Below are 12,411 nucleotides of genomic sequence, written 5' to 3'. Positions count from 1 at the left end.
CATTTATCATTGGTTTTAATCTAACCGGTTATTTGCTCAACTAACTGCTGCACTTGTGTTATATCGCTAAGATTGTTGCGTTGCATAATAAGCGCCTGACCTAATTTCATGGCCATAATTTTACAGCGGTCTGTATCAGAATCAGATTTTATTTGCTCAAAGTCGGCAATACGCGCCACACCAATAGCGCGGCGTATTAATTCGCAGCCAGTAAAACCGATAGTGTCGCTAAACAACTGCTGCAGAAAATAGTGTTGATAGTCAGTATTGGTTAGCATGGGCTGCTTGCATTTATTGGCCATTAACTGGTTAAAGGTTTCAGCAAAATGCTGCCATAGCTCGGTGACTTGCTGTAATAAATATTGTTGAAATTGCTGCCGAGACTCGGCTTGTTCGGTTAACGAAAAATGAGCGATATAGTTAAGTAATAAGCTGCCTAGCACACTACCGACATCAAAACCGATAGGGCCGCAAAAACCAAACTCAGCGTCAATAATTTTACACTTTTCGTCATTGATAAACACACTGCTACTATTTAAGTCGCCATGCAATAAGGCTTGCGGGCTAGATAAAAATTTAACTTTAAGTTGGGCCACTTCGGCTTTTAGCGGTTGATCTGCCCAAAGTGCTTGTGCCTGTTGCTGAATGCCGGGCGGAACATGGTTGCGCTCATGATTGACGTAAGGCTCTGTGAAAATAACGTCTTCACTAATCAAGCATAATTCTGGATTAAGATACTTAACCACTTGTTGTTTTTTGTTCGGTCCTGTTAGGGCAAAATCACTGGTGTGATAAAGAGTATGGGCAAGGTACTGCGCGAGCTGAGAAGCTAAATGAGGAAATTGTTTCGCGGCAATAAGTTCACTGCGTAATATACGATAATCGGCTAAATCTTCTAATAAAATGGCGGCCAGTTCGGTATCGTGATGCAGTACTTCCACAGTGAACTCTGGGCAAAGACTATAATGCTTTTTTAGCACGGTCGCTTCGATTCGCGCCCGATCTACTGTTAACGGCCAGTTATCATTGCCGTAACCGGCATTAGGCAGGGCTTGCTTTACAATAAGACTAGTGCCTTTATCGTTACTGACACGGAAAACTTGATTAAAGTTTTTATCGGTTAGCTTTTCTACTTGTAGTTTACTGCGTTTGCCAAATAAACCGCTATGTTCATCGGCAAAAAGTTTTGCGTCTTCCGCTGTAAAAGTATGATATTCCGCCATAAAAGTATACTTAATGCTAAATTAGCCGTAGTACATAGTAGTACATAATTGCAAAGATAAATATCGACAGCAACTGCTGGTGCTACGGCCTAGTAATATTATCGCTAATCTATTGACCCTTGTTAGGATGATTAGGATAGCTAGCGTTGCCTAATATTTTACCGTCCACTTCAGTACCATAATAACTGGTGTTGCCATGAAATTGACGCCGAGTTTGTTTAATATCACCTTGATATCGAGGATCTTGTGGCCGATCCCGGCTATCAAGATAGCTGGCCACGTCCCACGCCTCTTGATCGGATAAACTATTCGGCATACCCAAGGGCATATTGTGTTTAATAAAATAGGCTGCGGTATTCACGCGTTGCATACCTGCGCCCCAGTTATAGCTATCTGGCCCCCATAAAGGAGGAAACACATAGCGCTGATTCACTTGTTGGCCTTGACCATTACTGCCATGACAGGCCACACACTGTTGCTGGTAAACTACTTTACCCCGGGTGATATCACCAGGTAGGGTAGGTTCATCTATTTTTGGATAGCCGCGGCCAGGCAAGACGGGAGTAGTGCTACCTCCGGCCGCTAAATATGCCGGCATAAACGGGAAGTCGTCACGCTTACCACCTTGCAGTAGTTCGGCATCGGTAGGCACAGGTATGTCGGCGGCAGTAAATTTAGCACCGACGCCATTACCTAGGGTAGCTTGAGCCAACCAATAGGCATACGCGGATAAGTCGACTAAGGTATCGTCACCCATAATAGGTGGTGTTCCGTTCATCGAGTATAAAAAACAGCCTTGTAAGCGCTCTTGAAAAGCATTTATCTTATCATTTTTTTTCCGATAAGCAGGATAGCTCATATAAGCGGCCCATAACGGCGCGGCATTTTCTTTTTTTCCGGCATCCATATGACAATTAACACAATTTAAACCATTACCTACATACTTTGGTGCCAGTTGTTGGCTATTAACAAAGTAGCTATAGCCGCGAAGAACCTTCTCACCCAACTCACCACTAGGTAATTGCTGCCAAGACGGAGCAGCTGGAAATTCAGTTGCCGATTTACCCACCGGTAACTCATCTTGGATAGCTAACTTAGCCACCTTAGTATTCTTTAACGGTGGTTTTTCTGCCGCAATAACCGAGCTGGCGCTGGCAACAATAAAGCTAATAATTAGATTCGTTATTAAGATACGCATTATTTAGCTCCTACCGTTGCAAAGTAGCTGGCAACAGCGCTTATTTCTTCTGCAGTAAGCTTGTTAGCGACGCTCGCCATTAACCCATTGGTATCACCTTTGCGATTACCGCTTTGCCAAGCCTGTAATTGGCTTTGGATATAATCAGCGTGTTGACCGGCTATTCGCGGAAATAACTCACCGACACCGACACCTTCAGGGCCATGGCAGCTAACACAGCTGGGCAAATTACGTTGCCAATCACCTTGATAAGCGAGTCGCTCACCGGTTGGCATACCAAGTGGTGATTTTTCACCGCGAAAGGCTGGGTTGTTAGGCAGGTCGGCTTCTAAGTTGGCAAACCAGTCACTGGTGGCTTTAATACCAGCATCATCTAACATCATCGCCATCGGCTGCATAATAGGTGAAACTCGGTTACCGTCTTTAAAGTGCTGAACTTGAGTGGATAAATAAGCGGCTGGTTTACCGGCAATAGAGGGCGCTAAATTAGCGAGGCCTTTGCCATTAGCTTGATGGCAGCTAACGCATAAAGCCGCTTGCGGTGGCATAGCTGCTATGCTGGAAAATGCAGCTAGCGCCAAAAGATAAGAGAACAATAATGATTTTTTCATAGTCTACACCCTAATGTTTACGCCGATTGGTATGACTAAACTCTGTTCCTAACGCTATTAGTAACTCTGATACTAAATTTGTTGTTGCCGTGACAGCAACCATAAACGGGTATCCAGCTCAAATTGATGATAGGCAGGCTCCATATGCAAGCATAGTTGGTAAAATGCCTTGTTGTGATCTTTCTCTTTAAAATGGGCCAGTTCATGCACCACTATCATGCGCAAAAATTCGGCGGGTGCTTGCTTAAATAAGGCGGCAATTTGAATGCTATTATGGGCTTTAAGTTTATTGCCCTGCTGGCGGGATTGAAAAGTATGCATGCCTAATGCTTGTTGGATCACATTTAATTTACTGTCATAGCGCACTTGGCTTAGAGGCGGGCTATTGCGTAGGTATTGCTGCTTTAATTCACTAATATAACTGTACAGGGCTTTATCGCTTTGTACCTGATGTTGTTGCGGATATTTCTGCAATAAATAAGAGGTTAATTTACCGCTAGTATAGAGCTCATTGGCTTGCTGCTGGATCTGCGCTGGATAGCCAGCTAAATAATTAATCGTTTTCACTTTAAGCCTATTTTCATCCTAATTTAATCCTACTACAGTCGCTCCCAGCTATGGGTTTTATACAGCCGAGTAGTATAAAGCATGACGGCAAAAACGTCAGTGAACAATCTGTGAAAATAGGTCACTAACAGCAAAGGGTTGACCGAGACTAAATTCACAGCAACACTATAGCACCAAAGGATAGTGCCTAAGCATAGCGCCAAAGCAAATGCTTAGGCAGAAGAGGTTTACCTGTGACTGATATTAATTGGCCTGGATTGAAGCAGGCAGCAAAACAAGCGACATTGCAAGCTTACGCGCCTTATAGCCATTTTCCCGTTGGAGTAGCCGTATTAGCAACGAGTGGCAAAATTTATATAGGCTGCAATGTTGAGAGTGCTTCTTATGGTGCAACCGTGTGTGCCGAGCGTAATGCTATTGCTGCAGCGATTGTTGCCGGCGAGCGTGAATTTAAAGCTTTGTTAGTGTATACGCCACAACTCGATTTAACGCCCCCTTGCGGTATATGCCGCCAAGTCATTGCTGAGTTTTTCCACCCAGATACACCAGTGGCAAGTTGTAACCATGTTGATCAGCAGCAAACGTGGACCTTAGGTGAACTATTACCGGCTGCCTTTACGCCAAAACATTTGGCTGATAGTGAAAAAGTTGGAGCCAAATAAGCATGATCCCTCAGGAAATAATAAAAACTAAACGCAATAAGCAACAGTTAACAGCTGCGCAAATTCAGCAGTTTGTCCGCGGTTTAATCGATGACAGTTTCAGTGATAGCCAAGTAGCCGCATTGGCCATGTCTATTTATTTAAATGGTATGGATACCAGTGAAATTGTTGCTTTAACCTTAGCCATGCGCGATTCGGGTAAAGTATTAAACTGGCAAGGCAAGTTGAATGGCCCGGTGGTGGATAAACATAGCACCGGCGGAGTAGGTGATAAAGTGACCTTAATGCTGGCGCCAATGGTGGCAGCTTGTGGGGCTTATATGCCCAGTATTGCCGGTCGTGGTTTAGGTCACACCGGTGGCACTGTCGATAAGCTAGAAGCGATCCCTGGTTATAGCTGTAGCCAGTCGTTAGCTAAAATAGAACAGGTGGTGTCTAGCTTAGGCTGCGCCATTGTCGGTCAAAGTAGCGAGCTCGCACCAGCCGATAGGCGTTTATATGCTGTACGAGATGTTACGGCCACGGTTGAATCAATCCCGTTAATTACCGCCTCTATATTATCAAAAAAGCTATCGGAAGGCTTAGATGCCTTAGTGATGGACGTGAAAATTGGTAACGGCGCTATTATGCGCACTATTGATGATGCCTCGGCATTAGCGAATAGTATTGTTAATACCGCCAATGGTGCCAAGGTGCCAACCCGGGCACTATTAACTGACATGAACCAAATTTTAGGCAGTACTGCCGGTAATAATGTTGAAGTACTAGAAACGCTAGATTACTTAAGCGGTAAATACCGTGAACCGCGCTTACATCAAATAACGCTAGAACTAGGTGCCAATATGTTAATGCTCGGCGGTTTATTTAGCGAAAAAGCCAAAGCCATTAACGCCTTACAACAAAGCTTAGATTCTGGCAAAGCAGCAGAAATTTTCGCTAAAATGGTTAGCACTTTAGGTGGCCCGGCCGATTTGTTAGAAAAGCCTGAGCAGTATTTACTGCCGGCATTTGTGGTAGTCGATATCGTAGCGCCGAGTAATGGCTACATCCAATATCTAGATACCGTCGGCTTAGGCATGGCAGTGGTCAGATTAGGCGGTGGCCGCTCCCATCCCAGTCAAAAAATTGATGCCACTGTTGGTTTTAGCCATATTCAAGCTTGCGGCAGCCAAGTACAACAAGGTGATGTTATCGCTAAAGTGCATGCAGCATCAGAGCAAGCAGCAAAACTAGCAACAGTAGAATATTTAGCCGCGTTACAAATCAGCGAAAAACCTTCCATCGCTATGCCATTAGTGCATCAAGTTATTGGCTAAGTCGCATTAACTTATCCTTAACCCAAGATTTAATGTTAAATAAATCTTGGGTTACCTCTCACATAAAAAATTCTTTAAAACGGCAAGTAATCACTCACTCAGCTCATTTTCTATCTTTTACTTAGCCTTATATTTATTATCATATTAAATAAAAAACCTAATCAACAACAAAAAATATATATTAAACATGTATTTAATGCTTTAAATATACTTGATATTCATCGTGCGTTAATGTAAGTTACAAATATTAACAAATACTGGCATGTAGTAACACAATGGAAGTTAGAGGTTGTTGTGTCTGAACAAGGATTGTTTCGTGCTAATGCTGTAAAACAGCAAGGCGCTAAATTAGATGGCGATGTTATTATTGCTCAGCCGCTGAGTAGTAGTGTTTTAACAGCCATTCTAGTGTGTGTTGTTATTATTATTGCTATTTTTCTTAGTGTAACCTCGTTTAATCGTAAAGAAACGGTGACGGGTTATTTAAAACCTGATATGGGCTTAGCTAAAGTGGTCTCGTCTCGTGCAGGTGTTATTCAACAACTTTATGTTGATGATGGTCAACAAGTACAAGCCGGTGATCGCTTAGCGCTTATTACGATACCCGAGCATTTAGCTGCCGGTGAAAGCCTTACCAATACGTTATTTCAAGGGCTTTTGCATCAAACCGAATTAATAAGCCTGCGTAAACAACAATTACAGAGTCAGTTTGTGCAACAACAAGCTGAATTTAGTACCCGCCTAATATTAAGTAAAAACTTATTACACGATATAGCTGCCCAACATGCGCTGCTACAACAAAGGCTACAATTAAATCAGCAGCGTTATCAAAATTATCAAACCCTAAATAACAGCGGCGCTATTTCCACTATAGAACTGCAACAACAGCATGAATTGGTACTCAATATTCAACAGCAACAAGCTGAATTAAATGCTAACGAGCAAAGCCAAAAAGCTCAAATAGAGCAATTAAGTGGCCAATTACAACGCTTACCTAGTGAGCAGCAGCAACAACTAGCCATGCTCGATACCGACATTTCGCGGCTTAAACAACAACAAACCGAATTAAATGCCCGTGGTGAGTTACTTATTACAGCGCCTATTGCTGGTCGAGTGACTAATTTGGTCGCTGAAATTGGCAATAATGTGCAAATTGGTTTGCCATTATTAACCATTATGCCCGATAACGCGAAATTACAAGCGGTATTGTTGGTGCCTACTCGGGCTTATGGTTTTGTCAAGGTTGGCCAGCATACACGCTTACGCTTTGATGCGTTTCCGTATCAGCGCTTTGGTTTATATCAAGGGCAAGTAATAAAAACGGCGCAGGCTATCATGATGCCAAATGAAGTTGATATGCCTGTAGCCGTACAGGAGCCAGTATACCGAGTAGAGGTAGCACTGGATTCGCAACAAATCCGCGCTTATGGCAACACAGTCCCGCTGCAATCGGGAATGCTGTTAAGCGCAGATATCGTGCTAGAACAACGCAGCTTGTTAGCGTGGTTGTTTGAGCCGATTTTAAGCCTAAAAGGGCGACTATAGCTCTAAGTAAAGAGCAACCAATAAACTTAAAAACATCTCAAGGAGAGATAATATGCAAGAGTTAACGTTTGAGCAAGTAGGAATTGTTGCCGGTGGTGAAGGTAGTGGTGATGGTGGGGCATCTGAAAGTGTTGAGACAGATACAATTAAAAAAAAGCAGGATGCTACAGGTTCTAATAGTGGGCGCGATGTAACCATATCATGTTGCTCAGGTAATGTAGGACCTATTAGTTACAACGTACCTGTTTTTAACTATAACTTTTCTTCTTATATAAGAGGAGTCGCGGCTAGACCTCTACCAACTGCGGCGGAATTAAATTCTGCAGTAGAAAATGGCATGAGAGGTAGTATGCTGTAGGTAAAATAATTAATGCTGGTGTAATAGTGTTTTACACCGGCAATCTATGGAATATGATTTGAAATGAAGGCACATATTGATAGAGGAAGTTATGGGTTTTTTGGAATAATTAAAACAGTATCTTTGATAGTGATTTTGTTTAATGTATTTTATTTTATTTTTCAATGCTTGTTTAAAATTTTATACGAAATTGAATATAAATTATGGGTTGAAGAAAATGGATTTGACATGTTTTCTGGATACTTTAAATCGTTTTTAACTGTTGTTGTTGTTGCTATTACTGTCACCAAGGGCTCGGAGCATTGGGCGGAGAAGTTGGCTATAAAAAGAGTTGGTTTTAAAGTTATTTTGTTATATGTAATGCCTCTTTTTCTATGTTTTATATTATATTATTTTTTAAAAAATTTTTTTGATGACACAATTTTTAAACAATACTTTATATTAGAAAGAAAGTTATACATAGAGCCATCAATATTTTTTAATGTTTTTCTATCTACTGTAGTATTAGCGCCTATAGCTGAAGAATTATTATTTAGAGGTTACATATTTAGGGGGTTTGTTAATGAATCTTTCAGTGATTATACAAGTGCGTTTCTTTCTACTGTTATATTTGTTTTATTTCATTATTACTATGAATTTTTTTTTCTATTTGAAATTTTTATTATTTCCTCAATTATTGGTTTCGCAAGAGTTAAAACTAAGTCGATAGTACCTTGTGTGGTTATTCACTCTGCTTACAACGCTATATTTTTCTTTTGATTTTAATATTGCACTTTTTCACGGCATAAGCTGATGTCCACTTAAAAGCATCGTATCGAGTATATATGTTAAACAAAATGATATTTCAATCCGAAGCTGCTGAATGCGGCCTGGCCTGCATTGCGATGCTGGCTAATCATCATGGCCATCAGCTGGACTTGACCACCCTACGCAATCGCTATAGCGTCTCACTTAAGGGTGCCAACCTACAGCAACTAATGCAACTGGGTAATCAGTTGGGCTTAACGCCTCGTGCGTTAAAACTAGATTTAGACGACTTAAACAAACTGCGTACGCCGTGCATTTTACACTGGGATATGAACCATTTTGTGGTGCTAAAAAAAGTCCATCGCGATGGTATTACTATTCTTGATCCGGCTATGGGTGAGCGGCGTTTATCATTAGCCGAAGTGGATAAAGCTTTTACCGGCGTAGCGCTGGAATTAACCCCAAGTACTGAATTTAAAAAAGTTGATGAACGGGTGCAACTTGGTTTAAGCGCATTCTGGTCTAGCATGAAGGGTGTGGTATCTGCTTTAGTTAAGCTATTCGCTTTATCGTTATTACTGCAAATATTCGGTCTGGCTGCGCCTTACTACACACAATTAGTTGTTGATGAAGTATTGGTAAGCCAAGATAAGCCACTTTTGATAGTTCTGGCGCTGGGATTCGGCTTAATTATGCTGATTCAAGTAGTCGTAAGTGCATTGCGCAGTTGGATATCACTGCATTTGAGTACCATGATGAGTATGCAAATGGTAACTAACTTGTTTCGCCACTTGCTGCATTTACCAATATCATTTTTTGGAAAGCGCCATATGGGCGATATTACTTCTAGGTTTGGCTCTTTATCAGCTATACAAACGCTGTTGACCAGCAGCTTAGTGGAAGGTTTATTAGACGGCATTCTGGTAATTATGGTATTTGCTATGATGTACCTATATAACCCCCAGCTAAGTTTGGTGGTGGTTATTGTGGTGTTTTTTTACGCGTTGATCCGCTGGGCGTTTTATAGGCCTATGCGGCAGTTAACTGAAGAAAACATTGTTGCTGGCGCAAAAGAATCTTCGGTATTTATGGAAACTATTCGTGGTATGCAAAGTATAAAGCTGTTTGGGCAGCAAGCGCAGCGGCTTAATATCTGGCAAAATCGGCAAACTGCAACCATTAACACAGGTTATCGGCTAGCTAAATGGGGTATCAGTGCTTCAATAATAAATCAAGTTTTGTTTAGTTTTGAAAATATACTTATTATCTACTTAGCGGCTCATGCAGTAATGGAGGGCAGCATGACAGTGGGTATGTTATTTGCTTTTATGGCGTATAAAGGACAGTTCACCAGTAGGATGTCAGCACTAATTGGCTTAGTGGTGCAGATAAAAATGGCTAAGCTACACCTGGATCGACTAGCAGATATTGCGTTAACAGAAAAAGAAGATGAAGGTGCGGCAGTTGATGGTCGGGACATTAGCGGCCAACTTAGTTTAAGCAATATTAGTTTTCGTTATGCCAGCAATGATCCGTTGTTAGTTAAGGGTTTGGCTCTTGACGTCAATGCTGGTGAAAACATTGCTATTATTGGTCCTTCTGGTTGTGGAAAAACCAGCTTAATGAAAATTATGCTGGGCTTGCTGCCGGCAGAGAGCGGCAAGGTGGAAGTCGATGGGGTGGATATTCGCCATTTAGGGTTACGCCATTATCGCAGCCAAATTGCGGCGGTAATGCAGGATGATCAACTGATGTCGGGTACCTTGGCTGAAAATATCAGTTTTTTTGACAGCCAAATGAATATGCAGCAGGTAACTGAATGCGCACAACTCGCCGGCATCCATCAAGATATTGCTGTGATGCAAATGGGCTATAACTCTTTGGTCGGCGATATGGGCAGCTCGTTATCCGGCGGCCAGAAGCAAAGGCTGTTATTAGCACGGGCACTGTATCGAAAACCAAAAATTTTATTTATGGATGAAGCGACCAGTCATTTGGATCTAGCGTTAGAGCATTACGTTAATCAAGCTATTAAACAATTAAATATGACGCGGATTATTATTGCCCACCGGCCAGAAACTATCATTAATGCACAGCGCATTATGCAGCTAGATAATGGCCAGCTAACAGATGTAACCGAGCAATATAAAGCCCAATTTGGACTGACAAAAGACGCAGGTTAATGTTAAGTTATTGACAAATAAAATTAAAAAAAGGAATGACATGTTAAAGCGCACTATTTTGGCCTTATGGCTATTGTGGCCCCTGGTATTGGCTGCTGAAATTTCGATTGCCGATTATGCTAAGCATAATCAGTTTATTGAGGTGAAAATTTCACCGACTGGCCAGTATTTAGCAGCAACTAATCGGGTTGAAGACGGCACTATTCAAATTGTGGTGATTGATCGTAAAGATATGAAAGTGATTTCTCAGCGCCACTTCTCAGGAGCTGACTCTATAGCCAGTTTTGATTGGGCCAATAAAAACCGCTTAATCTTAACCTTAGCACGGGAATTTGGCGCATTAGAAGCGCCAATGTACACCGGAGAAATATTTGCCGTTGATGCCAACGGTAAAAAAGAAGTGATGTTAACCGGTTATCGTTCGCGAGCCAAAGACACCACGGCGTCTTCAATTGTCGATTTTATGCCAGAAGATAAAAATCATATTATGATTGCCAGCTGGTCTTGGTTTAGTAAAGAGCCACATGTCGAGTTTTATCGATTAAATATTATCAGTGGCCGTAAATTCCGCGCGGGTACCGCACCAATAAGAGCCATTAAAGGCACTATGGTTCGCGCTTTAGCGGAAAAAGATGGCTTTGTCAGCTTAGTGGTTGGTATTGATCCCACCGATATTAGCCAAAATGTTTTGTTGCACCGTACCGAGTCGAATTCTAATTGGCGAGAAATAAAGCGCTATAGCCGCAATAAGGGAGATTTTATTCCCTTAACGTTTTCTGCAGATAATAAAAAAGTGTATGGCATTAGTGATACCAATTCCAGCACCCAGTCTATTAGTGTTATTGATTTAGATTCATTACAAGAAACCATACTGGCCACTCATCCTAAAGTTGATATTCGGCCAATATTTAGCTTCCGCAATGGTAAAACGACGGAAATTATTGGTACTCGCTATGAGTATGATGCCATTAACAGCCAATATTTTCAGGATGTTAATGACACTAAGTTTAGTAGCCAACTGCAAGGGCTAGAAGCTGCTTTTCCCGGTCAGTTAGTACAAATTAATTCAGCTACCGCCGATAATAGTTTAATGGTTGTCAGTGCAAGATCAGCCAATAACACGCCGACTTTTTATTTATATGATACTAAAAATAATAAAGTCAGCTTTTTACTGACGGCCGCACCGTGGCTGGAAAATAAATTACCAGAAACTCAGATTGTGCATTACAAAGCCCGTGATGGCCAAGAGTTACAAGGTTTATTAACCTTACCGAAAAATACCGCAGCTAAAAACTTACCTTTAATCATGCTGCCGCATGGTGGCCCGCATGGTATACGGGATTCGATTGCCTATATTGATAAAGATGCCAAGGTGTTAGCCGAGCATGGTTATGCCGTATTTCAACCTAACTTTCGTGGTTCGGGTGGCTTTGGCCGAGACTTCCTGACGTCGGGCTATCAGAAGTGGGGCACCTTGATGATTGACGATATGACCGATGGCGTCATGCAGTTAATTACAGATGGCATTGTTGATAAACAGCGTATTTGTAGCTATGGCGGCTCTTATGGTGGCTATGCAGCGTTAATGAGCGCTATTCGAGAGCCAGACTTATATCAGTGTGTAATTAACTTTGTCGGCGTAACCGATTTAGCTTTAATGTTTAAAGAAGGCGATATCCCAACCAGCAATATGGGCACCAGTGTTTTAGAAGATTATTTAGGCCGTAGTGACGACGTGCTGGTTAAGCAATCGCCTATTCATAATCTAGATAAGCTGAAAGCGCCGGTATTTATTATTCACGGTGCGCTAGATCAGCGGGTGCCTTTAAGCCATGCCGAGAAACTTCGTGATGGACTGCAACAGCGTAACCACCCAATGGAGTGGTTAGTTAAAGCAACGGAAGGCCATGGTTTTTATAAACCAGAAAACAACATTGAACGTTGGCAAAAAATGTTGGCCTTTATTGATAAGTATATTGGTAAAGCTAACTCGATTTAAAA

At 41.8% G+C, this 12,411-nt stretch carries 11 protein-coding genes; 7 read left to right on the top strand and 4 right to left on the bottom strand.

Going from position 1 to position 12,411, the window contains the following annotated elements:
• Positions 1-20 precede the first annotated feature (20 nt).
• From mtnK to BI198_RS00715, 4 genes are all read right to left on the bottom strand, one after another.
• The gene (mtnK, locus tag BI198_RS00730) at positions 21-1,223 is read right to left on the bottom strand and encodes an S-methyl-5-thioribose kinase (protein WP_070047818.1); all 1,203 of its coding nucleotides are present in this window, start codon (positions 1,221-1,223) and stop codon (positions 21-23) included.
• A gap of 109 nt (positions 1,224-1,332) precedes the next feature.
• On the bottom strand, positions 1,333-2,421 hold the full coding sequence (locus tag BI198_RS16160; protein ID WP_074467398.1) for a c-type cytochrome: 1,089 nt from the start codon (positions 2,419-2,421) through the stop codon (positions 1,333-1,335).
• Positions 2,421-3,032 carry a c-type cytochrome gene (locus tag BI198_RS00720; RefSeq protein ID WP_070047817.1) on the bottom strand — a complete coding sequence of 204 codons (612 nt, stop codon included), beginning with the start codon at positions 3,030-3,032 and terminating at the stop codon, positions 2,421-2,423. Before BI198_RS00720 ends, BI198_RS16160 begins: the two co-directional genes overlap by 1 nt.
• Before the next feature lie 72 nt (positions 3,033-3,104).
• Positions 3,105-3,599 (bottom strand): M48 metallopeptidase family protein, encoded by a 495-nt coding sequence (locus tag BI198_RS00715; RefSeq protein ID WP_070047816.1) that lies wholly within the window; start codon positions 3,597-3,599, stop codon positions 3,105-3,107.
• A 233-nt stretch (positions 3,600-3,832) separates the two neighbouring features.
• Here BI198_RS00715 and BI198_RS00710 point away from each other — a divergent pair, with 233 nt between their 5' ends.
• The 7 genes from BI198_RS00710 (at position 3,833) to BI198_RS00680 (ending at position 12,409) form a co-directional block, all read left to right on the top strand.
• Positions 3,833-4,261, top strand: coding sequence for a cytidine deaminase (locus BI198_RS00710; RefSeq protein ID WP_070047815.1), 429 nt, complete (start codon positions 3,833-3,835; stop codon positions 4,259-4,261).
• A 2-nt stretch (positions 4,262-4,263) separates the two neighbouring features.
• Positions 4,264-5,577, top strand: a complete 1,314-nt coding sequence (gene deoA / locus BI198_RS00705; protein WP_070047814.1) for a thymidine phosphorylase — start codon at positions 4,264-4,266, stop codon at positions 5,575-5,577.
• 294 nt (positions 5,578-5,871) lie between these two features.
• Positions 5,872-7,122 carry an HlyD family secretion protein gene (locus tag BI198_RS00700; RefSeq protein WP_070047813.1) on the top strand — a complete coding sequence of 417 codons (1,251 nt, stop codon included), beginning with the start codon at positions 5,872-5,874 and terminating at the stop codon, positions 7,120-7,122.
• Positions 7,123-7,174: 52 nt separating this feature from the next.
• The gene (locus BI198_RS00695; RefSeq protein ID WP_070047812.1) at positions 7,175-7,480 is read left to right on the top strand and encodes a hypothetical protein; all 306 of its coding nucleotides are present in this window, start codon (positions 7,175-7,177) and stop codon (positions 7,478-7,480) included.
• Between the two features lie 63 nt (positions 7,481-7,543).
• Positions 7,544-8,239, top strand: coding sequence for a CPBP family intramembrane glutamic endopeptidase (locus tag BI198_RS00690; protein WP_070047811.1), 696 nt, complete (start codon positions 7,544-7,546; stop codon positions 8,237-8,239).
• A gap of 65 nt (positions 8,240-8,304) precedes the next feature.
• Positions 8,305-10,410, top strand: coding sequence for a peptidase domain-containing ABC transporter (locus BI198_RS00685; protein ID WP_317133691.1), 2,106 nt, complete (start codon positions 8,305-8,307; stop codon positions 10,408-10,410).
• A gap of 40 nt (positions 10,411-10,450) precedes the next feature.
• Positions 10,451-12,409: an alpha/beta hydrolase family protein gene (locus BI198_RS00680; RefSeq protein WP_083256522.1), complete on the top strand. Its 1,959-nt coding sequence runs from the start codon at positions 10,451-10,453 to the stop codon at positions 12,407-12,409.
• Positions 12,410-12,411: the final 2 nt, after the last annotated feature.

The sequence above is a fragment of the Rheinheimera salexigens genome (assembly GCF_001752395.1).
GTDB lineage: Bacteria > Pseudomonadota > Gammaproteobacteria > Enterobacterales > Alteromonadaceae > Alishewanella > Alishewanella salexigens.
The sequence above is the reverse complement of the archived record's forward strand: the minus strand, read 5'-3'. Positions and strand labels throughout refer to the sequence as shown.

What these genes read in the sequence shown, in the direction of transcription:
- mtnK (WP_070047818.1), bottom strand. Translation starts at nt 1,223, where the DNA reads ATGGCGGAATATCATACTTTTACAGCGGAAGACGCAAAACTTTTTGCC.
- BI198_RS16160 (WP_074467398.1), bottom strand. Translation starts at nt 2,421, where the DNA reads ATGCGTATCTTAATAACGAATCTAATTATTAGCTTTATTGTTGCCAGC.
- BI198_RS00720 (WP_070047817.1), bottom strand. Translation starts at nt 3,032, where the DNA reads ATGAAAAAATCATTATTGTTCTCTTATCTTTTGGCGCTAGCTGCATTT.
- deoA (WP_070047814.1), top strand. Translation starts at nt 4,264, where the DNA reads ATGATCCCTCAGGAAATAATAAAAACTAAACGCAATAAGCAACAGTTA.
- BI198_RS00695 (WP_070047812.1), top strand. Translation starts at nt 7,175, where the DNA reads ATGCAAGAGTTAACGTTTGAGCAAGTAGGAATTGTTGCCGGTGGTGAA.
- BI198_RS00690 (WP_070047811.1), top strand. Translation starts at nt 7,544, where the DNA reads ATGAAGGCACATATTGATAGAGGAAGTTATGGGTTTTTTGGAATAATT.
- BI198_RS00685 (WP_317133691.1), top strand. Translation starts at nt 8,305, where the DNA reads ATGTTAAACAAAATGATATTTCAATCCGAAGCTGCTGAATGCGGCCTG.
- BI198_RS00680 (WP_083256522.1), top strand. Translation starts at nt 10,451, where the DNA reads ATGTTAAAGCGCACTATTTTGGCCTTATGGCTATTGTGGCCCCTGGTA.